Raw genomic sequence first — 21,112 nt, 5'->3', positions numbered from 1 at the left:
GGCGCGGAACCTAGGCCGAGATCGCCAGCCGTTCGCTGTCGTAGATGCGCGCGGTGATCAGATAGACGATCAGCGCGGCGACCGCGGTGCAGACGAAGCACAGGCCGAGCTGCTGCGCCGTGACCGTGTCGCCGCGCAGGAAGCGCGTGATCGCGACCTGCTGGCTCATCAGCGGCACCGCGTACATCCAGGTCTGCGTCTTGATCGGGAACACCGACAGCATCAGCGTCGGGATCACCGGCACGAACATCAGCAGCGAGAGATAGGTCTGCGCCTCGCGGAAGCTCTTCGCGAACGCCGCGGCCAGCGTCTGCAACGTCGCCAGCAGCAGCACCAGCGGCAACATCACGAACAGCGTCAACGCGGCGAAACGCACGCCGATGTCGAGCGCCATGCCGAGCTTCTCGGTCGGCAGGAACTGCCCGGCGATCGAGAACGCGACGATGCTGAGCAGCACGGTGACGAAGGCGAACAGGCTGGTCGCGGCGAGCTTGCCGGCGAGGATCCTGCCGCGCGAAACCGGATTGACCAGCAGCGGTTCCAGCGACTGCCGCTCGCGCTCGCCGGCCGTGGTGTCGATCGCCAGCGCCATGCCGCCGATGAAGCCGCCGAGGATGAAGAAGTACGGCAGCATGCCGAACAGCGTGCTGCTGCGGTTCTGCGCGGTCGACTGGTCGCGCGCGGCGACCACCAGCGGACGGGTCAGGTCCGGCGCCAGGCCGCGCGCGATCATGCGCAGCGCGCCGGTGCGCTGGCCGTAGGCGTCGAGCACGCGCTGCAGGCGCGAGACCGAACCCTGCGCGTCGCGCTGCGAGGCGTCGAAGATCAGCTCGACCTGCGCCGACTCGCCCTTGCGCCACGCCTCGGCGTAGTCCTTCGGAATGCGCAGCACGAGATCGGCGTCCTGCTCGCGCACCGCGCGCTCCGGATCGGCCGGTGCGTCCTTGATGCGCAGGTTCTGCTGCTTCAGCGCGGCGATCAGGTTCGGCGCGTACTCGGCGCCGACCACCGGCACGTCGAGCGGCAGCTCGGCCTTGTCCAGTTCGCGCGTGACCGCGGTATTGATGATCAGCACGAACACCAGCGGCGCGAACAGCGGCCCGGTCAGCAGCGTGTTCATCACCGTGCGGCGATCGCGCAGGTTCTCGCGGATTTCCTTCCAGAAGACGGTGAACAGGGATTTCATGCGGCGAGTCCTTCTTCGGAACCGATGATCGAGACGAAGGCGTCTTCGAGCGTGGCCTGCCCGGTCTGCGCGAGCAGTTGCGCGGGCGATTCGTCGGCGACGACGCGGCCGCGCGCGATCACCACGATGCGATCGCACAGCGCGGCGACCTCCTGCATGATGTGACTGGAGAACAGCACGCAGCGGCCCTCGTCCTTCAGCCGGCGCATGAACGTGCGCATCGCGCGCGTCGCCATCACGTCGAGGCCGTTGGTCGGTTCGTCGAGGATCACGTTCTTCGGGTCGTGGATCAGCGCGCGCGCGATCGCGGTCTTCACGCGCTGCCCCTGCGAGAAGCCCTCGGTGCGGCGCTCGGCGATGTCGGCCATCTCCAGCGCCTCGATCAGTTCGTCGGCGCGGCGCCGGCGCGTGGCGGCGTCGAGGCCTTGCAGGCGTCCGAAGTAGTCGATGTTCTCGCGCGCGCTGAGGCGCTTGTAGAGTCCGCGCGCGTCCGGCAGCACGCCGAGCCGGCGCCGTACGCCGAGCGGATCGGCGGCGGCGTCGATGCCGTCGACGCGCACCGCGCCGGTGTCCGGCCGCATCAGCGTGTAGAGCATGCGCAGCGTGGTCGTCTTGCCGGCGCCGTTCGGGCCGAGCAGGCCGGTGATCTCGCCGTCGCGCGCGGCGAACGAGACGCCGTCGACGGCCTTCACCGCGCCGAAACTCTTGTGCAGGTCTCTGACTTCGATCATGGCGAAGCTCCGTTGAAATCGATGAAGGCCGGCGTGGCGCCGAAGTCGGCGATGCAGCCGGCGTCGAGGTTCTTCGCGTCGAGCGTGTCGACGAAGCGCGCGACCAGCTTGGGCAGGCAGCCGCGCCCCATCACGCTGTGGCCCTGACCGGCCGCGACCAGCTGACGCGCGTTCGACAGGCCCTTCAGGATCGCCTCGCCGTAGCGCGGCGGCGTGACCGGATCGAACTCGCCGGACAGGATCAGCACCGGCTTGTCGCTGCGCACCGGCGCGTGGAAGTCGGGCGGACGCGTGCCGCGCGGCCAGATCGCGCACTGTTCGCGCAAGACGCGCGAGAACAGGTCGCCGAGCATCAGCGCGGCGTCCTGCGGTCGATCGGCGAGCTGGTCGGCGTCCTCGGCGCAGACCACCGAGAGCTGCATGCCGCTCTCGGCGAGGTCGGACATCTCGCCGGCGATGAATTCGGACTGCCCGACCAGCGGCGCGTAGTCGCCGTGCAGCGCGCGGTCGACGACCAGCGGCAGCAGCGCCGCGGTTTCCGGCGAATAGGCGAACATGCGCACGAGGCCGGCGAGGCGCAGCGCGCCGAGCGGCTTCTTCTCGACCGCGTAGGTGCGCGGATCGCGCAGGCTCACCTCTTCGGGCTTCGCGGCGAGCTGGTCACGCAGGCGGTACAGGCTCGCGTACGGATCGCCGAACGCCTTCGCGCAGACCGGCTCTTTCGCGCAGGCGGCGAACTGCGCCTTCAGCGAGTCGTCGAGATTGCGCGCGAACTCGGAGCCGAGGACCTGCTCGTTCGGCACCGGGCTGTCGAGCACGATGCTGCGCACGCCGTCGGGGTGGCGCATCAGGTACTGCTGCGCGACGCGCGTGCCGTAGGACACGCCGACGAGGTCGAACTGCGGCGCGCCGAGCGCCTGGCGCAGCGCCTCGAGGTCGCGTACGGCGGCGCTGGTCGTGTACTGCGCCGGATCGGCGTTCTTGGAGACTTCGGCGAGGCAGGCCTGCGTATTGGCGCGGATCTTCGCGATGTCGACCGCCTGCGCCGACGCGGCGTCGTCGTCATCCAGCTCCTGCTTGCAGTCCAGCGCGTGCGAGGCGCCGGTGCCGCGCTGGTCCATCAGCACCAGGTTGCGCTGGCGCAGCAGCGGCGCGAACGCGCCGGCGACGCGCGGATAGGCTTCGGTCGCGGCCTGGCCCGGCCCGCCGGCGAGCAGCACGACGAGATCGCGCGCCGCCGCCGACGCTTCGCCGCGCACGATCGCCAGATGCAGGTCGATCTTGCGGCCGTCGGGCCGGTCCCAGTTCTCCGGCACCTGGAACGGCGCGCAGAACGCAGCGGTGGTCGCCGCGGAGTTGCGCTGCGCGAGTTCGCAGGGCGCGAACGCGAGCGAACCGAGCGTGAAGCCGCGCTCGCCGGACTTCTGCACGATCGCCGCGCCCTGGCGCGATTCCGCGGCGCCTTTCGGCGCGCGCGACTTGGTCCATTCGTGCACGCCGACCACGGCGACGAAAGCCGCAGCGACGGCGAATTTCAATGCTTTGCGTTTGTCGATTGCCATCATTCCCCCGGGTCGAAGATCGACTCGATCGATTGCTTGAACAGTTTCGCGATGCGGAACGCCAGCGGCAGGCTCGGGTCGTACTTGCCGGTCTCGATCGCGTTGATCGTCTGCCGCGACACGCCGAGCCGCTCGCCGAGCTCGCCTTGCGACCAGCCGCTGGCTTCGCGCAGCTCGCGCACGTGGTTGTTCATTCGCCGCTGCCCTTGCCGTAGTGCCGCGACACGCCCCATCGCGTGAGGCCGTAGACCGCGCACAAGCTCGGGAACACCCAGATCAGCGCGTCGTCGCGCGGCGCGGCCACACCGCTGGCGCCGAGAAAGCCGACGATCAGGCTCAGCGAGGCGACCACGCCGCTGGCGACGCTGAGCGCGATCAGGTGCACGCGCTGCTCGAGTTCGTCGCTGTGGATGACCCGCCAGGTCATCAGCCAGACCACGCCGATCACCGGCAGCGCCGGCGCAATGGCGAGTGCCGCCTTGGCCGTCAGGCCCTGCGCTTCGCGCACGTGCGGCCACAGCACGACGATCGCGACGGCGTAGATCGCCATCAGGATCAGCACGGCGGCCTGGTAGCGTTTGCGGCTGTAGTGCATGCGTGGGTCCCTGGAGAAGTCCGGCGCGGCGGCCTATTGGTAGTGCCGGTGCGCCCAGATCTGCGCGCAGAAGTAGAAGACGCACATCAACGGTGCGGCGAGCAGCAGCGGCAGCTCGATCACGCCGGCGTTGTCGAGCAGGCCGAGCGCGGTCAGGACCAGGATCGAGACGACCAGGCCGACCAGGCCCGCTTCGAGCTCGACGCGCTGGCGCAACTCGTCGGTGCGGCGGATGCGCGTGTACTCGACATAGACGAAGCCGAGCACGAACGGCATCGGCGACAGCGCGATCAGCGCGCGCAGCGGCGGCGACTGGATCGACGCCATCTTCGACATCGCGAAGACGATGGTCGGGACGTAGCCGAGCATCAGCAGGGTCGACGCCCACCAGTACTTGCGCGTCGCGCCGGCACACCAGAGCTCTTTGAACATGACTCGCCCCTGTCAAGCTTCCTTGACAAGAGGCTATCTCCGGCCGGAAAGACTGTCAAGCGTCCTTTACAGGACGTCGTCCGCCACGGCGGAAGGAAGCGAACCGTCCGGACGGGGCGTCAGAAGCGGGCATTTTTCGACAGCCGCGGCGGCGGAGCCAGCCGGCGGACCAATCGGAGAACTGTTTCTAAGTATAGAAATGACTAATTTGTCATTTTTGTAGCTGGCATGACTTCTGCGTAGCGGTCCGTACCGACATTCCGTCGCCCCTCTCCAAGGAGACCCCGATGCACGCCAGAATCCTCGCCGCCGCTCTCGCGGCCCTCGCCACCGGTGCGGCTTCCGCCGCCACCGACACGACGACCTTCAACGTGAAGATCGTCATCACCAGTTCCTGCGACATCCACACCGTCGCCGCCACCGACGTCAATTTCGGCAGCCAGGCCTCGACGGCGACCAACATCGACAACCAGGGCACGCTCAACGTGAACTGCACGCCGGGCACCGCGTACACGGTCGCGTTGGACAACGGCCAGAATGGCACCGACGTCAACTCGCGCAAGATGGCCAACGGCGCGAACCTGGTCCCGTACCAGCTGTATCGCGCCGCCGCGCGCGGCGCCGGCGACGTCTGGGGAAGCACCACCGGCGCGGGCGGCAACGTGCTGGCCGGCAGCGGCACCGGTTCGGCGGTGAGCGTCCCGGTCTACGGCCGGGTGCCGAGCGCGAACTTTCCGGCCGGCAGCTACAACGACGTGATCACGGCGACCGTCACCTACTGAGGCCGCCGATGTCCCTGCGTCGGCTCGCCCTCGCCTGCGTCGCGGCGTGGCTTTGCTGCGCCGGACCCGCGGCGCGCGCCAGCGGCCTGCAGGTCACGCCGACCTCGCTCACGCTGGCGCCGGGACGCAACGCCGATGGCCTCTGGCTCGGCAACACCGGCAGCCAGACGTTGCACGCGCAGGTACGCGTGCTGCACTGGATCCAGCAGAGCGGCGAGGAGCAGCTCGCCCCTTCGCAGGCCCTGGTCGCCAGTCCGCCGATGATCGAACTGGCGCCGGGCGCGCGCCAGCTGGTGCGCGTGATCCGCACGGCGCCCGCGAACGGCGCGCGCGAAGACGCCTACCGCGTGCTGGTCGACGAGTTGCCTTTGGACTCGGCGCAGCCGCCGGAACAGGACGCCGACGCACAGCGCGGCCTGCGCTTCGTGCTGCGCTACTCGGTGCCGGTGTTCCTGACGCCGTCCGGCGACGCGCCGGCCGCGCCGCAGTTGCAGGGCCGCCTGCTCGAGGACGGCGGGCGGCGCGTGCTGGAAGTCGCCAATCGCGGCAATGCGCACGCGCAGCTCGGCAACCTGGTGCGCATCGACGCGCAAGGCCATCGCACGGAGCTGGTCGCGGGCCTGGTCGGGTACGTACTGGCCGGCAGCACGATGCGCTGGCCGCTGGCGGCCGACGCGCCGGCGCTCGCGACCGGCGATCGCCTGTCATCGAGAATCAACGGTGCCATCGACGAACAGACGATCGCCGTCTTCGCTGCATCGCCGTAGCGCAGCGGCACGCCTGCGGCTGGCCTGCTGCGCGGCGCTGACGCTGGCGACGCCGGCAGCCTGGTCCGATCCGGCGCTGATCGCCGACGGCGAGGACTGGACGCGCGGCACCAGCCTCTACCTCGAGGTACGCGTGAACGGCGCCGACACCGGGCAGATCGCGCACTTCGACGAACGCGGCGGCAAGCTCTACGCGCGCACCTCGACGCTGCGCCAGCTCGGCTTCGTGCTGCCGGACGACGCGGTCGATCCGCTCGCGCCGGCCGATCTCGACGGCGTGCAGGTCGACTACCAGTCCACGCAGCAGCGCGTGGCGATCCAGGCGCCGACGCACTGGCTCGCCTACGAAACGACGCGGCTGAACGCGCCGGACGAGCGCGTGCCGCACGCCGACGGCGCCACCGGCCTGCTGCTGAACTACGACGTGCGCGGCGCGCGCGACGGCGACGCGACGCAACTGGACGCGAGCACCGAACTGCGCGCGTTCGCCGGTCGCGCCGGCGTGTTCAGCACCAGCCAGATCCATCGCCTCGGCGACGGCACCGGAGGGAGCGACCGGACCGTGCGCCTGGACAGCAGCTGGCAGCTCGCGTTTCCCGACTCGATGCTGCGCCTGAGCGTCGGCGACACCACCACCGGCGCGCTCGACTGGACGCGTCCGACCTACATCGGCGGCGTGCAGATCGGCCGCGATTTCGGCCTGCAGCCCGACCGCGTGATCACGCCGCTGCCGGCGTTCTTCGGCGAGGCGACAGTGCCCTCGACCGTCGACCTCTACGTCGGCGGCATGCGCCAGTACAGCGGCAGCGTGCCGCCGGGCCCGTTCGAGCTGACCACCATCCCGACCGTCAACGGCGCCGGCGTCGCCCGCGTCGTGCTGACCGATGCGCTCGGGCGCAGCCGCAGCTACGAGCTGCCGTTCTACGGCTCGCGCCAGTTGCTGCAGGCCGGACTGTCCGACTGGTCCGCCGGCCTCGGCTTCGTGCGCCAGCGCTACGGGATGGCCTCGTGGGACTACGCCGGCCAGCCGATGGGCAGCGCGAACCTGCGCTACGGCTGGAGCGATCGGCTGACGCTCGAAACGCACGCGGAAGGCAGCGCCGACGTGTTCGTCGCCGGCGGCGGCGGCGCATTGCAGCTCGGCAGCGCCGGCATCCTCGGCGCGGCGGCCGCGCACAGCACCGCGGACGGCCGCTCCGGCTCGCTGCTGCATCTCGGCTACGACTGGACCGACGGCCGCTTCGCCGTCGGACTGGAGAGCACGCGCACGTTCGGCGACTACCGCGACGTCGCCGCGCGCTACGGCCCGCCGCCGGCGCGCGTGAGCGAGCGCGCCGTGTTCGGATTCAACAGCGCGGCCGCCGGCAGCTTCGCCGTCGGCTATGTGCACCTGCGTTACCCGGGCGCCGACGATTCGCGCTACGCGAGCGCGTACTGGTCGCGCACGTTCGGCGGCCGCGTGTCGTTGAACGTCGGGCTCAACCGCAACCTCGACGAGGCCGCCGATCGCTCGGCGTTCGCGACCCTGGTGCTCGCGCTCGACCGCAGCCAGAGCGTCAACGCCGGGCTGCAACGCGCGCGCGGACGCACTTCGGCCACCGTCGACGCCGGCCGCCCGGTGCCGGCCGACGGCGGCTTCGGCTGGCGCGTGCAGGCGCGCGGCGGCGATGCGCACGGCGGCCTGGCGGAAGTCGGCTGGCTCGGCGACAGCGGCCAATGGACCGGCGGCGCCGGCACGTTCGGCGGCGAGGGCTACGCCTATGCCGAGGCGAGCGGCTCGCTGATCCGCATGGGCGACCACACGTTCGCCGCGCGACGCGTCGAGGACGCGTTCGCCGTCGTCTCCACCGACGGCGTCGCCGAGGTGCCGGTGCGGCTGGAGAATCGCCCGATCGGCCGCACCGACGACGACGGCATGCTGCTGGTGACGCGCCTGCAGGCCTACCAGCGCAACCAGCTGTCGATCGATCCGATGGACCTGCCGGCGACGATGCGCATCGACCGCGTGGAAGCGGTCGCCGTTCCGCGCGATCGCGCCGGTACCCTGGTGCGTTTCGCGATGAAGCCGGTGCGCGCGGCCGAACTGATCCTGCACGACGCGGGCGGCCATCCGCTCGCGCTCGGCAGCCGCGTACAGGTCGAAGGCCGGGCCGGCGAAACGCCGGTCGGCTACGACGGCGCGGTCTATCTCGACGATCTCGACGAACAGGTGCGGCTGCGCGTGCGCACGCCGGAAGGCCGCGTCTGCCGCGTGCAGCTGGACCTGCCTCGCGCGAACGAGAATGCGATCCGGCTCGGCCCGCTGCCGTGCCGTGCGGAGGAGCCGCGATGAAGCGCCTGCGGCTGGCGATGATCGCGCTGTTCGGGCTCGCTCTCGTGTTCGGCGCCGCGCCGGCGCGCGCGACGACCACGTGCTCGGCGACACTGACCGATCTCGCCTTCGGCGACGTCGCGCCCGGCGGCGCGCTGGTCAACGCCAGCGCCACACTCAACTATCGCTGCACCTACAACGGCGGCCTGCTCGGCGGGTTGTACGGCGTGTACGTGCGCATGTGCTTCAGCATCGGCACCGGCGTGCAGAGCCCGGGCTACAACCCGCGCCAGATGACCAGCACGCCCGGCGACACGATGGCCTTCCAGATCTACCGCAACTCCGCTCGCACGCAGATCTGGGGCTCGGTCGACAATGCCACCTACCTGCCGTTCCAGCAGGACCTGTCGTTCACGATCCTCGCCAACGGCGAGACGCGCACCGGTTCGATTCCCGTCTACGGCCAGGTGCCGGCCGCGCAGGCCGGGCTCGGCGTCGGCGCCTACAGCGACGTCTTCAATGCCGCGCACACCAAGCTTTCCTACAACTACAACGAAGCGCTGCTGAGCCTGGGCACCTATCCGGCCAGCTGCGGCAATGCCAACCTCGGCAGCTTCCCGTTCACCGCCAGCGCCAACGTGCAGCCGTTCTGCCGGCTGACGACGGCCAGCGACCTCGACTTCGGCAGCACGTCGAGCCTGGCCGCGCCGATCGACAAGCTCTCCACCATCGGCATGAATTGCACCGCGCGCACCGCCTGGCAGCTCGGCCTCGACGCCGGCCAGCACGCCCTCGGCGGTACGCGGCGCATGCTCGGCAGCGGTGGTTCGACGATCGCGTACGGCCTGTATCGAGACAGCGCGCGCGGCCTGTCGTGGGGAAGCACGCTCGGCACCGACACCCTCGTCGGCACCGGTACCGGATCGGCGCAGTCGTTCAACGTCTATGGCCGCGTGCCCGCGCAGGCGCCGGTGCCGAGCGGTACCTACGCCGACGTGATCCTGGTCACCGTCACGTACTGACCGCCGCCGCCAGCGCATCGAAGCGCGGCGCGCTGCCGCGCGGCAGCGCCGCCGTGCCGCTGCGCGCGAATTCGAGCGGGCGCGAGACGCGCGCCAGCTCGGCGAGGAACTCGTCGACCTCGACGCCGCTGCCGGCGTACTCGACGGTGCGCACGCCGGCGACGATCTCCACCACGTGCGCGCGCGGATGCCGGCGCAGGCAGGCGACGAAGCCGGGCAGCGCCGCGTCCGCCACGTGCAGGCGCACGATCAGCAGCTCCGACTCGATCGCGCCGCCGCCGGTCAGGTCCTCGATCTCGATCACGTCGATGAGCTTGCGCGACTGCTTGACGATCTGGTCGATCACCGCGTCGTCGCCGACCGTGACCAGGGTCAGGCGCGACACCGTCGCGTCGTGCGTCGCCGCCACGGTCAGCGAGTCGATGTTGTAGCCGCGCGCCGAGAACATGCCGGCCACGCGCGCGAGGGCGCCGGCTTCGTTTTGCAGGAGGATGGAGATGAGTCGGCGCATGGGGTTCGATGGCCTGGAGGTGAGCGGTGAGCGGTGAGCGGTGAGCGGTGAGCGGTGAGCGGTGAGCGGTGAGCGGTGAGCGGTGAGCGGTGAGCGGTGAGCGGTGAGCGGTGAGCGGGAAGAGCGTGGCAGGCTTTTGCTTTTTCCGCTCACCGCTCACCGCCGACCGCTCACTTCTTCTCAAAACATCTCCGCCGGCCCCACCTCCTGCTCCGTCGGCTTGCACCGCGACGCGATGAAATCGCCGGTGATCATCTCCGAGTAGGCCATGCCGGGCCCGACCATCGGATACACGCCGGCGTCGGGATCGATCACCACTTCGAGGAAGGCCGGCCCGTCGAACGCGACGAAGTCGGCGACGACGCGCGCGATGTCCTCGCGGCGCTCCAGGCGCTGCGCCCATTCGAAGCCGTCGGCCTGCGCCGCCTTGACGAAATCCTTGCGATGCAGACTCTTGTCGCTGCCGGAGAAGCGTCCCTTGAAGAACAGCTTCTGCCACTGCCGCACCATGCCGTCGCCGTAGTTGTTCAGCACGACGATCTTGATCGGCAGCTTGTAGGTGGTGACGGTCTCCAGCTCGCCGAGGTTCATGCGGATGCTGGCGTCGCCGTCGATGTCGACCACCACCAGATCGCGCCGCGCGAACTGCGCGCCGATCGCCGCCGGCAGGCCGAAACCCATCGTGCCCATCGAGCCGGAGGTCAGCCACAGCCGCGGCGCGCGGAAATCGAAGTACTGCGCCGCCCACATCTGGTGCTGGCCAACGCCGGTGGCGATGATCGCGCGGCCGTCGGTGTGCCGGTTGATCGCCTCGATCACCGCGTACGGCTGGATGCGCGCCGCCTCGCGGTCGTAGTTCATCGCGTAGGTCTTCTTCAGCTCGGCGACGTGCGCGTGCCAGGCCGCGTAGGCGCCGCTGTCGCGCGGCCGGAAACCCTGTGCGACGCCGTAGGCGCGCAGGCGCTCGAACGCGCGCGCGAGATCGCCGAGGTGGTGCCAGTCGGCGCGCTTGACCTTGTTGACCTCGGCCGCGTCGACGTCGAGGTGCGCGACGAATTTCGCGCGCGGCGCGAACTTCGCCGGTACGCCGGCGACGCGGTCGTCGAAGCGCGCGCCGACCGCGAGCAGCAGGTCGCAGTCCTCGATCGCGTAGTTCGCGAAGGCGGTGCCGTGCATGCCGAGCATGTGCAGCGACAACGGTTCGGTCGTGTCGCAGGCGCCGAGCCCCATCAAGGTGGTGGTGACCGGGATGCCGAACTCGTGCACGAACGCGCGCAGCGCCGGCGCCGCTTCTGCCGCGATCACTCCTCCGCCGGCGTAGACCAGCGGACGTTCGGCACGCGCCAGCGCGTCGAACAGGCGCGCGCATTCGGCGTCCGACACGCTCGCCGCGTCGACCGCGCGCAAGCGCGCGCGATAGCCCGGCAGCGGCAGGCTGCCGCGGCCGGCGAAGAGCAGGTTCGCGTTCTGCACGTCCTTCGGGATATCGACCACCACCGGTCCCGGCCGTCCCGTACGCGCGATCTCGAACGCGCTGCGCAAGGTCGCTTCGAGCTTGCCGGCTTCGGTGACGAGGAACACGTGCTTGGCGCAGGCGCCCATGATGCTGCTGATCGGCGCTTCCTGGAACGCGTCCGAGCCGATCGCAGCGGTCGGCACCTGGCCGCAGATCACCACGATCGGGATCGAATCGGCCATCGCGTCGCGCACCGGCGTGACCGTGTTGGTCGCGCCCGGACCGGACGTGACCAGCGCGACGCCGACCTTGCTGGAAGCGCGTGCGTAGCCTTGCGCCATGAACCCGGCGCCCTGCTCGTTGGCCGGCACGATCAGCGGCAGCGGCTCGGCGCCGTCCGCGCGCAGATGCTCGCGGTTGTAGCGGAACACCGCATCGTAGACCGGCAGGATCGCGCCGCCCGAGTAGCCGAACACGACCTCGACGCCTTCGTCGGCGAGCACCTGCACGACGATGTCGGCGCCGGTCATCGCCCGGCCGGCGAGCGGGTGTTCGTCCTCGGCGGATTCGGTTTGCAGGACAGCGTTCATGTCGTCGTCTCCAGGCGTTTCCTTCTCCGCGAGCGGGAGAAGGGACGGCATCAGGCCTCGTTGAGCCACACCATCTTCGCGCGCAGCTGCGCGCCGACCTTCTCGATCGGATGGTCGAGGTCGGCCTGCTTCATGCGCCGGTAGTTCGGCAGGCCGGCCTTGTATTCCTCGGTCCAGTTGCGCGCGAAGGTGCCGTCCTGGATCTCCTTCAGGATCGCCTTCATGCGTTCCTTGGTCGCCGCGTCGACGACGCGCGGACCGCTGACGTAGTCGCCGTACTGCGCGGTCTCGGAGACGAAGCTCAGCATCTTGGTGATGCCGCCCTGGTAGAGCAGGTCGACGATCAGCTTCAGCTCGTGCAGCACTTCGTAGTAGGCGATCTCCGGCCGGTAGCCGGCTTCGACCAGGGTCTCGAAGCCCTTCTGCACCAGCTCGCTGGCGCCGCCGCAGAGCACCGCCTGCTCGCCGAACAGGTCGGTCTCGGTCTCCTCCTTGAAGTCGGTCTCGATCAGCAGCGCGCGCGCGCCGCCGAGCCCCGCCGCGTACGCCGTCGCGCGCTCCTCCGCCTCGCCCGTGGTGTCCTGGTACACGGCATAGAGGCACGGCACGCCGCGGCCGATCTCGAACTCGGTGCGCACGAGATAGCCGGGGCCTTTCGGGGCGACCAGGATCACGTCGATGTCGCCGCGCGGCGCGATCGTCTTGAAATGCACGTTGAAGCCGTGCGCGAACAGCAGCGCCGCGCCGGCTTTCAGGTTCGGCGCGATGACTTCCTCGTACAGCTTCGGCTGCACCATGTCCGGCGTCAGCACGGCGACCAGGTCGGCGCTCTTCACGGCGTCTTCCGGCGTGGCGACGACGAAGCCGTCGGCGGTCGCCTTGGCCGACGTCGGGCCGCCGGGACGCAGGCCGACGACGACGTCGAGGCCGGAATCGCGCAGGTTCAGCGCGTGCGCGCGGCCCTGGCTGCCGTAGCCGAGGATGGCGATGCGCGAGGTTTGCAGGGCTTGCGTGGTGACGGTCATGCGGTTCTCCAGATGGAATCGGGGATTTTTCTGTCGTCATTCCCGCGCGAGCGCGAATGACGTCGGAGCGGGATTCACGAGGTGACGGCGCCTTTCGCCGCCGAGCCGACCAGCTTCGCGTACTTCGCCAGCACGCCGTGCAGCACCTTCGGCGCCGGCGCGTGCCAGTCCTTGCGGCGCGCATCGAGATCGGCGTCGGTCTCGATCACGCGCCGCGCCGCGTCGATGACGATGCGGTCGCCGTCGCGCAGCAGCGCGATCGGACCGCCGCGGGCGGCTTCCGGCGCGATGTGGCCGACCATGAAACCGTGCGTGGCGCCGCTGAAGCGTCCGTCGGTGATCAGCGCGACGTCGTCGCCGAGGCCGCGGCCGACCAGCGCGGCGGTGACGCTGAGCATCTCGCGCATGCCCGGTCCGCCGACCGGGCCCTCGTTGCGGATCACCACGACGTCGCCGGCTTCGATCGCGCCCGCCTGCACGGCGCGGAAGGTTTCCTCTTCGCTCTCGAACACGCGTGCGGCACCGTCGAAGTGCAGGCGGCCCTTGCCGGCGAGCTTCAGCACGCAGCCTTCCGGCGCGAGGTTGCCGTACAGGATCGAATAGCCGCCGCGCGGCTTGAACGCGCGCGCGACCGGCACGACGACCGCCTGGTCGGCGGGCGCCGGCGGTGCCGCGTCGAGTTCGGCGAACAGCGCCTTGCCGGTCATCGTCGGCGCATCGTCGAGGAGACCGGCAGCGCGCAGCTCGCGCAGCACCTGCGCCAGCCCGCCGGCCTGCGTCATCTCGACCGCGGTATAGCGTCCGCCCGGCATCAGGTCGGCGACGACCGGCGTCGACACGGACGCCTCTTCGAACGCCTCCAAGGTCAGCGGCACGCGCGCCTCGTCGGCGATCGCCAGCAGATGCAGCACCGCGTTGGTCGAGCCGGCGGTCGCGGCGGCGACGCGTGCGGCGTTGCGGAACGCGGCCGGCGTCAGCACGTCGCGCGGGCGGCGATTCGCGCGCAGGGCTTCCAGCGCGAGTTCGCCGCAGCGGCGCGCGGCCGCGTGCTTGGCCGCGTCGGTCGCGGCGATGTCGTTGAAGCCGAGCGGCGACAGGCCGAGCGCGGTCAGCACCATCGCCATCGTGTTGGCGGTGAACTGGCCGCCGCAGGCGCCGGCGCCCGGACAGGCGCGGCTCTCCACCTCGTGCAGGCGCGCATCGTCGATCCGGCCCGCGCCGTGCGCGCCGACCGCCTCGAACACTTGCTGGATCGTGATGGAGCGGCCGTCCAGACGTCCGTGCGCGATGCTGCCGCCGTACAGCGCGACGCCGGGAATGTTCAATCGCGCGAGCGCCATCGCCGCCGCGGGAATCGTCTTGTCGCAGCCGCACAGCACGACCATCGCGTCGAGCGAATGGCCGTCGACCGCCAGCTCGATCGAGTCGGCGATGACTTCGCGGCTGACCAGCGACGCGCGCATGCCGGGCGTGCCCATCGCGATGCCGTCGGTGACCGCGATCGTGTTGAACTCGATCGGCGTGCCGCCGGCCGCGCGCACGCCCTCGGCCGCGGCGACGGCGAGCTCGCGCAGATTGAGGTTGCACGGCGAGATGTTCGACCAGGTGTGCACGATCGCCACCAGCGGTTTGGCGATCGCCGTTTCGTCGAGCCCGGTCGCGTACAGCATCGCGCGTGCCGGCGCGCGATCGGGGCCGGATTTCATCACGTCGCTGCGCAGCGGAACTTCCACCACGGCCTCGATCCGCTTCGCGCCGGGCTCGCTCATGCGGCGGCCTTCCGCTGTGCGGCCAAGGCAGCCAGCACGGAATCGGTCAGCTCGCGCGTGCCGGCCTTGCCGCCGAGATCGCGCGTCAGCTCGCCGCTGGCGAGCGCGCTCTCGACCGCAGCCTCGACCGCGACCGCTTCGGCGTCCAGGTGCAGCGAATGGCGCAGCAGCATCGCCGCGCTGAGGATCGCGCCGAGCGGATTGGCGAGACCTTGGCCGGCGATGTCCGGCGCCGAGCCGTGGATCGGCTCGTACAAGCCGGCGCGGCCTTCGCCGAGCGAGGCCGACGGCAGCAGGCCGAGCGAACCGGCCAGCGCCGCGGCCTCGTCGGTGAGAATGTCGCCGAACAGGTTCTCGGTCACGACCACGTCGTAGGCCGCCGGGCGGGTCAGCAGCAGCATCGCCATCGAGTCGACCAGCTGGTGCTCGAGCCGCACGTCGGGATAGTCGGCGCCGACGCGCGTGACGGTCTCGCGCCACAGCCGCGAGGTCTCCATCACGTTGGCCTTGTCGACCGAGGTCACGTGGCTGCGCCGCGCGCGGGCGAGTTCGAAGGCGCGGCGCGCGACGCGCTCGATCTCGGCCACGCTGTACTTCGTCTCGTCGGTGGCGGTGTCGGCGCTGCGCGTCTTCGCGCCGAAATAGGCTCCGCCGGTCAGCTCGCGCACGAACAGCACGTCGACGTTGGCGAGCTTCTCGTTCTTCAGCGGCGACAGGTTCGCCAGGCGCGGATGCACGCTGACCGGACGCAGGTTGGCGTACACGCCGAGTGCGGAGCGCAGGGCGAGCAGGCCCTGTTCGGGGCGCACCTTCGCTTTCGGGTCCGACCATTTCGGACCGCCGACGGCGCCGAGCAGGACCGCGTCGGCCGCAGTGCACGCCGCGAGCGTCGCCGCCGGCAACGGCTCGCCGTGCGCGTCGATCGCGCAGCCGCCGATCGCGTGCTCGGCGAAGGCGAAGTCGTGGCCGTGGCGGCGCGCGATCTCGGCGAGGATTTCGACCGCGGCGGCGGTGACTTCGGGGCCGATGCCGTCGCCGGGGAGGATTGCGATGTTGGCTTTCATGTTTTTCTCTGGATTCCCATGAATGTCGGATTCACCTCTCCCGTCTGCGGGAGAGGTCGCGCCGCAGGCGCGGGTGAGGGCGATCGGAGCGAGCGCTCCACTCCGATCGCCCCTCATCCGACGCTGCGCGCCACCTTCTCCCGCAAGCGGGAGAAGGAAAAACTACGCGGCTTCGCATGCGCGCTCGAACGCCGCGATCGCGTCCGCGTGCTTGAGCAGGAAGCCGAGCTGGTCGACGCCTTCGATCAGGCAATGCCGCGCGAACGCGTCGAGCTCGAACGTGAAACGCCCGCCGTCCGGCAGCTCGATCGTGCCGGCGGCGACGTCGATCGCGAGTTCGACGCCGGGATGGTCGAGCAGGTAGCGATGCTCGCCCTCGGCCAGCACCACCGCGAGCACGCCGTTCTTCAGCGCGTTGCTGCGGAAGATGTCGGCGATCTCCGACGACAGCACCGCGCGGATGCCGTAGTCGGCCAGCGCCCACGGCGCGTGCTCGCGCGAGGAGCCGCAACCGAAGTTGCGCCCGGCGACGAGGATTTCGGCGCCCTGCGCCGCCGGCTGGTTCAAGGCGAAGTCCGGGTTCTCGCTGCCGTCTTCGCGATAGCGCCAGTCGTGGAACAGCGCGCGGCCGAGGCCTCGGCGCTGCGTGGTGGTCAGGAAGCGCGCCGGCACGATGCGGTCGGTGTCGATGTTCTCGAACGGCAGCACGGCGGTGCGCGAGTGGATGGTGGTGAGGGGTCTCATGGGAGGAATCTCGTGAGCGGTGAGCGGTGAGCGGTGAGCGGTGAGCGGTGAGCGGTGAGCGGTGAGCGGTGAGCGGTGAGCGGTGAGCGGTGAGCGGTGAGCGGTGAGCGGGAAGAGCGTGACAGGCTTTTTGCTTTTTCCGCTCACCGCTCACCGCTGACCGCTCACTCCCACTAAGCCGCCTCCGAAGTCAGGTATCCGCGCGGATCGGCGATGCAGCCCGCCAGCGCCGTCGCCGCGGCCACGAGCGGACTGGCGAGCACCGTGCGCACGCCCGGTCCTTGCCGGCCTTCGAAGTTGCGATTGCTGGTGCTGACGATGAGCTGCCCGGGCTTGCCGATGTCGCCGTTCATGCCAAGGCACATCGAGCAGCCGGGCTCGCGCCATTCGGCGCCGGCGGCGCGGAACACCTCGTGCAGACCTTCGCGCTCGGCGTCGAGCTTGACCTGCTCGGAACCCGGCACGACCAGCATGCGCAGACCCGGCGCGATGCGACGGCCGCGCAACAGCGAAGCCGCCTCGCGCAGGTCCGGCAGGCGCGAGTTCGTGCAGCTGCCGACGAAAACCAGGTCGACCGGCGTGCCAGCCAGCGCCTGGCCCGGCTCGAGCTGCATGTAGTCGAGCGCACGGCGCTCCTGCGCGTCGGCGGCGGCCGGCACGCGCGCGGCGAGCTCGACGACCATGCCCGGGTGCGTGCCGTAGGTGATCGACGGCTGGATCGCGTTCGCATCGACGTGGATCTCGGCGTCGTACTGCGCGCCCTCGTCGCTGCGCAGGCCGCGCCAGCGTTCGACGGCCGCCTCCCAGGCGGCGCCCTGCGGCGCGCGCTCGCGGCCCTTCAGCCAGGCGAAGGTGGTGTCGTCCGGCGCGATCAGACCGGCGCGCGCGCCGGCTTCGATCGACATGTTGCACACGGTCATGCGCTCTTCCATCGACAGGGCTTCGATCGCGCCGCCGCGATACTCGATCACGCTGCCGGTGCCGCCGTTGACGCCGATGCGACCGATGACGTGCAGGATCAGGTCCTTGGCGCCGACGCCGGGGCCGAGTTCGCCGTCGACGTGGATCGCCAGCGTCTTCGGCTTGCGCTGCAACAGACACTGCGTGGCCAGCACGTGGCCAACCTCGGTCGTGCCGATGCCGAAGGCGAGCGCGCCGAACGCGCCGTGCGTCGAGGTATGGCTGTCGCCGCAGACGATCGTCATGCCCGGCTGCGTGACGCCGAGTTCCGGACCGATCACGTGCACGATGCCGCGATGCGGGCTGCCCCAGCCGTGCAGCTCGATGCCGAATTCACGCGCGTTGCGTTCGAGCGCGGCGACCTGCGCTTCGGCCTCGGCGGTCGCGTACGGACGCCGGCCGTCGGCCGCCGGCGGCAAGGTCGGCGTCGAATGGTCGAGCGTGGCGACGACGCGATCCGGCCGGCGCACCTTCAGGCCGCGGGCGCGCAACTCGTCGAACGCCTGCGGCGAGGTGACTTCGTGCAGGAGCTGCAGGTCGACGTAGAGGAGCGCCGGCGCGGCGGCGGACTCGGGTGCGACGAGGTGGGCGTCCCAGATCTTTTCGAACAGCGTGCGTGGTGTGGTCATGGTTCTTTGGGGGATGGGGAAAACTCGGTTTCGGCCGTCATGCTCGCGGGTACGGGATCCGACGTACCGTCGTGCCCTGCGCCCTCGCCTCATCCGGCCGTCGGAAACGTGCAGGAACGAAGTCGAACGTCGCTCACGCGACCTTCGCCAACGCCTCGTCGTGCACCGGCATCAACCAGCCGCGCCGGTCCGGCGTGCGCCCTTCGAACAGGCCGAAGAACGCATCCTGCAACGCGCGCGTGATCGGGCCGGGCTTGCCGTCGGCGACCGGCTTGCGGTCGACCGAGCGCACCGGCGTGATCTCGGCGGCGGTGCCGGTCATGAACACCTCGTCGGCCGCGTACAGGGCTTCGCGCGGCAGGTCGCGCTCCTCCACCGCGACGCCGAGGTCGCCGGCCAGCGCGATCACGCTGTCGCGCGTGATGCCGGCGAGGATGCCGGCGCTGGTCGGCGGCGTCAGCAGCCTGCCCTTCTTGAACACGAACAGGTTCTCGCCGGCGCCCTCGCTGAGCAGGCCGTTGGTTCCGAGCGCGATGCCTTCCGCGTAGCCGCCGCGCTTCGCCTCGAAGGCGATCAGCTGGCTCGACAGATAGTTGCCGCCGGCCTTGGCCCAGCTCGGGAAGGTGTTCGGCGCCGGACGATTCCAGGACGACACGCACACGTCCGCGCCGTGTTCGCGCGCATCGCCGTGGTAGGCGCCCCAGTTCAGCGCCAGGATCGAGACGTCGACCGGCGAGCCGTCCGCCGGCAGCACGCCGAGCCCGCCGGCGCCGCGGAACACGATCGGCCGCACGTAGGCGCTGTCGAGGCCGTTGGCGCGGATCAACTCGAGGCAGGCCGCGTTGATCTCGTCCTCGGTGTAGCCGATGTCGATCTCGTACATGCGCGCCGACTCGAACAGGCGCCGCGTGTGGTCTTCGAGGCGGAAGTAGCACGGTCCGCGCGGCGTCGCGTAGACGCGCTCGCCTTCGAACACCGAGGAACCGTAGTGCAGCGCATGCGCGCTGACGTGCACGGTGGCCTCGGCCCAGGGTTTGAGTTTTCCGTTGTGCCAGATGAGCGGTGCGTGGTTCATGACGTCGGGCCTTTGCTGGATTCGTTCGGTGGCAGGTGAGCGGCCGTCCTGGCGCGTGCTTCGTTGCTGCTCAGTGATTGGCGGCGAGTGCAGTCGCGACGCGCTGCGTGGAATGCTCGATGCGGTTGACGATTTCGAGCACGGCCAGCGCGGCCGCCTCGACGATGTCGGTGGATACGCCGCGGCCGGACAGGTCGCGCCCGTCGTGGCGCGCGCTCAAGGTGGCCTGGCCCTGCGCGTCGCCGCCCTCGCCGAGCGCGCGGATGCTGAATTCGTGCAGGGCGAGATCGCAGCCGACCGCGCGCGCGACCGCGCGCAGCACGGCGTCGACCGGGCCGTCGCCGATCGCCGCTTCGCTGACGCGGCGGCCGTCCTCGTGGCACAGCCGTACCGACGCCGACGCGCTGCCGCCGAGGTGACTGGCGGCGTGCAGGTGTTCGAGCGTCCACGGACCGGCCGCCTCCGGATCGCGGCCGACGGCGAGCGCTTCGAGGTCGCCGTCGTGCACTTCCTTCTTGCGGTCGCACAGCGCCTTGAAGCGCGTGAACACGTCCTCGAAAGCGGCCTCGTCGAGCGTGTAGCCGAGCGTCTTCAGCCGATCGCGCAGCGCGTGCCGGCCCGAGTGCTTGCCGAGCACGAGCGAGGAACGCGCGCAGCCGACGTCTTCCGGCCGCATGATTTCGTAGGTCGCCCGATGCTTCAGCACGCCGTGCTGGTGGATGCCCGACTCGTGCGCGAACGCGTTCTCGCCGACGATCGCCTTGTTGCGCGGGATCGTCGCGCCGACCAGGTTGGCGAGCAGGCGCGCGGCCGGCTGCAGGCGCTCGGTGCGGATCGCGGTGGTCGCGCGATACAGGTCGCGGCGCGTGCGCAGCGCCATCACGATCTCCTCCAGCGAGGCATTGCCGGCGCGTTCGCCGATGCCGAGCAGGGTGCATTCGACCTGACCCGCGCCGCCGGCGACCGCGGCGAGGCTGTTGGCGACGCCCATGCCGAGGTCGTCGTGGCAGTGCGAGGACAGCACGGCGCGCTCGATGCCGCGCACGTTCGCGCGCAGCCAGGCGAAGCGTTGCTGGATCTCGCCCGGCGTCGTGTAGCCGACCGTGTCCGGCGCGTTGACCGTGCGCGCGCCGGCCTCGATCGCCGCGGCGAACACTTCGGCGAGGTATTCCGGCTCGGTGCGGATCGCGTCCTCGGCCGAGAATTCGACGTCGTCGCACAGTTCGCACGCGCGACGGATCGCGGCGACGGCGGTGTCGACCACCTGCTGCTTGCTCATGCCGAGCTTGTGCTCGCGATGCAGCGGGCTGGTGGCGAGGAAGATGTGGATGCGCGCATGCGCCGCCGGTGCGAGTGCGCGCGCGGCGGTTTCGATGTCCTTGATCTGCGCGCGGGCCAGGCCACACACGCGCGCCGTGCGCAGTTCGGAGGCGATCGCGCGCACCGACTCGAAGTCGCCTTCCGAAGCGATCGGGAAGCCCGCCTCGATGACGTCGACGCCGAGCTCCTCCAGCGCGTGCGCCATGCGCAGTTTCTGCGCGCGGCTCATCGAGAAGCCGGGCGACTGCTCACCGTCGCGCAAGGTGGTGTCGAAGATCAGGACGCGGCGTGCGGCTACGTCGGCTTCGCTGTCGGTGGTGGTGGTTTCAGCGTTCATCTCGGTCCCGAATCTTGTTGAGAGGGCGGCCGCGGGCGGCCGCCGATGGGTACTGCGAAGCCGAAGCTTCCTGGTGTTCTTGCGGTCTTCTAAGCCGCGCAATCCCGAAAACGACCCATAAAAAAACCCCGCATCCGTTTCCGGTGCGGGGTTCTTGGGGGTCTTCAGCCTGTTTCGCTTTCGACGCGCGCCCTAACCCGCACCTCCGGTGGTAATAAGGAGTACGAGTACAAGGACGAGCGCG

The 21,112-nt window shown here is 70.3% G+C and carries 19 protein-coding genes; 4 read left to right on the top strand and 15 right to left on the bottom strand.

All coding sequences use genetic code 11. From position 1 onward, the window contains the following. Positions 1-10: 10 nt before the first annotated feature. From J7520_RS02645 to J7520_RS02620, 6 genes are read right to left on the bottom strand one after another with little or no spacing between them, the layout of a single operon-like run. Positions 11-1,186, bottom strand: a complete 1,176-nt coding sequence (locus J7520_RS02645; RefSeq protein WP_291183540.1) for an ABC transporter permease — start codon at positions 1,184-1,186, stop codon at positions 11-13. Beyond that, entirely contained in the window at positions 1,183-1,917 is a 735-nt protein-coding gene (locus tag J7520_RS02640; protein ID WP_291183537.1) for an ATP-binding cassette domain-containing protein, read from the bottom strand. Before J7520_RS02640 ends, J7520_RS02645 begins: the two co-directional genes overlap by 4 nt. Further along, a complete protein-coding gene (locus J7520_RS02635) occupies positions 1,914-3,455 on the bottom strand; it encodes an alpha/beta hydrolase (RefSeq protein ID WP_291183535.1) in 1,542 nt (513 codons plus the stop codon). Before J7520_RS02635 ends, J7520_RS02640 begins: the two co-directional genes overlap by 4 nt. A gap of 23 nt (positions 3,456-3,478) precedes the next feature. Then, the gene (locus tag J7520_RS02630; RefSeq protein WP_291183532.1) at positions 3,479-3,673 is read right to left on the bottom strand and encodes a helix-turn-helix transcriptional regulator; all 195 of its coding nucleotides are present in this window, start codon (positions 3,671-3,673) and stop codon (positions 3,479-3,481) included. Beyond that, entirely contained in the window at positions 3,670-4,074 is a 405-nt protein-coding gene (locus J7520_RS02625) for a hypothetical protein (RefSeq protein ID WP_291183529.1), read from the bottom strand. The genes J7520_RS02630 and J7520_RS02625 overlap by 4 nt, the downstream gene beginning before the upstream one ends. A gap of 33 nt (positions 4,075-4,107) precedes the next feature. After that, positions 4,108-4,506 carry a hypothetical protein gene (locus J7520_RS02620; protein WP_291183526.1) on the bottom strand — a complete coding sequence of 133 codons (399 nt, stop codon included), beginning with the start codon at positions 4,504-4,506 and terminating at the stop codon, positions 4,108-4,110. Positions 4,507-4,793: 287 nt separating this feature from the next. On the opposite strand from J7520_RS02620, the gene J7520_RS02615 reads away from it, so the two are divergent. Genes J7520_RS02615 through J7520_RS02600 form a run of 4 tightly spaced genes read left to right on the top strand, consistent with a single transcriptional unit; the run spans position 4,794 to position 9,388 of the window. Then, positions 4,794-5,288, top strand: coding sequence for a spore coat U domain-containing protein (locus tag J7520_RS02615; RefSeq protein WP_291183524.1), 495 nt, complete (start codon positions 4,794-4,796; stop codon positions 5,286-5,288). Positions 5,289-5,296: 8 nt separating this feature from the next. Further along, complete coding sequence (locus J7520_RS02610; protein ID WP_291183521.1) at positions 5,297-6,055, top strand: molecular chaperone; 759 nt, start codon at positions 5,297-5,299, stop codon at positions 6,053-6,055. Continuing rightward, a complete protein-coding gene (locus J7520_RS02605) occupies positions 6,009-8,387 on the top strand; it encodes a fimbria/pilus outer membrane usher protein (RefSeq protein ID WP_291183520.1) in 2,379 nt (792 codons plus the stop codon). The genes J7520_RS02610 and J7520_RS02605 overlap by 47 nt, the downstream gene beginning before the upstream one ends. Continuing rightward, complete coding sequence (locus tag J7520_RS02600; protein WP_291183516.1) at positions 8,384-9,388, top strand: spore coat protein U domain-containing protein; 1,005 nt, start codon at positions 8,384-8,386, stop codon at positions 9,386-9,388. The genes J7520_RS02605 and J7520_RS02600 overlap by 4 nt, the downstream gene beginning before the upstream one ends. Here the strand turns inward: J7520_RS02600 and ilvN are convergent. The 9 genes from ilvN to J7520_RS02555 form a co-directional block, all read right to left on the bottom strand. Next, positions 9,378-9,899, bottom strand: a complete 522-nt coding sequence (ilvN, locus tag J7520_RS02595; RefSeq protein WP_291183513.1) for an acetolactate synthase small subunit — start codon at positions 9,897-9,899, stop codon at positions 9,378-9,380. The genes J7520_RS02600 and ilvN overlap by 11 nt on opposite strands. Positions 9,900-10,079: 180 nt before the next feature. After that, the gene (gene ilvB / locus J7520_RS02590; protein ID WP_291183510.1) at positions 10,080-11,945 is read right to left on the bottom strand and encodes a biosynthetic-type acetolactate synthase large subunit; all 1,866 of its coding nucleotides are present in this window, start codon (positions 11,943-11,945) and stop codon (positions 10,080-10,082) included. 50 nt (positions 11,946-11,995) lie between these two features. Beyond that, positions 11,996-12,970: a ketol-acid reductoisomerase gene (gene ilvC, locus J7520_RS02585; RefSeq protein ID WP_291183507.1), complete on the bottom strand. Its 975-nt coding sequence runs from the start codon at positions 12,968-12,970 to the stop codon at positions 11,996-11,998. Positions 12,971-13,044: 74 nt separating this feature from the next. Beyond that, positions 13,045-14,739 carry a dihydroxy-acid dehydratase gene (gene ilvD, locus J7520_RS02580; RefSeq protein WP_291183505.1) on the bottom strand — a complete coding sequence of 565 codons (1,695 nt, stop codon included), beginning with the start codon at positions 14,737-14,739 and terminating at the stop codon, positions 13,045-13,047. Next, complete coding sequence (gene leuB / locus J7520_RS02575; RefSeq protein ID WP_291183502.1) at positions 14,736-15,803, bottom strand: 3-isopropylmalate dehydrogenase; 1,068 nt, start codon at positions 15,801-15,803, stop codon at positions 14,736-14,738. Before leuB ends, ilvD begins: the two co-directional genes overlap by 4 nt. Positions 15,804-15,965: 162 nt before the next feature. Continuing rightward, on the bottom strand, positions 15,966-16,547 hold the full coding sequence (gene leuD, locus J7520_RS02570) for a 3-isopropylmalate dehydratase small subunit (RefSeq protein WP_291183499.1): 582 nt from the start codon (positions 16,545-16,547) through the stop codon (positions 15,966-15,968). A gap of 173 nt (positions 16,548-16,720) precedes the next feature. Further along, a complete protein-coding gene (gene leuC, locus J7520_RS02565; RefSeq protein ID WP_291183496.1) occupies positions 16,721-18,136 on the bottom strand; it encodes a 3-isopropylmalate dehydratase large subunit in 1,416 nt (471 codons plus the stop codon). A 133-nt stretch (positions 18,137-18,269) separates the two neighbouring features. Then, positions 18,270-19,211 (bottom strand): branched-chain amino acid transaminase, encoded by a 942-nt coding sequence (locus tag J7520_RS02560; protein WP_291183493.1) that lies wholly within the window; start codon positions 19,209-19,211, stop codon positions 18,270-18,272. A 70-nt stretch (positions 19,212-19,281) separates the two neighbouring features. Next, entirely contained in the window at positions 19,282-20,868 is a 1,587-nt protein-coding gene (locus tag J7520_RS02555) for a 2-isopropylmalate synthase (protein WP_291183490.1), read from the bottom strand. Between the last annotated feature and the right edge of the window lie 244 nt (positions 20,869-21,112).

Origin of the sequence: Dokdonella sp., assembly GCF_017744955.1 — a bacterium.
Lineage (GTDB): Bacteria > Pseudomonadota > Gammaproteobacteria > Xanthomonadales > Rhodanobacteraceae > Dokdonella_A.
This window is presented reverse-complemented; position numbering and strand designations above follow the sequence as displayed.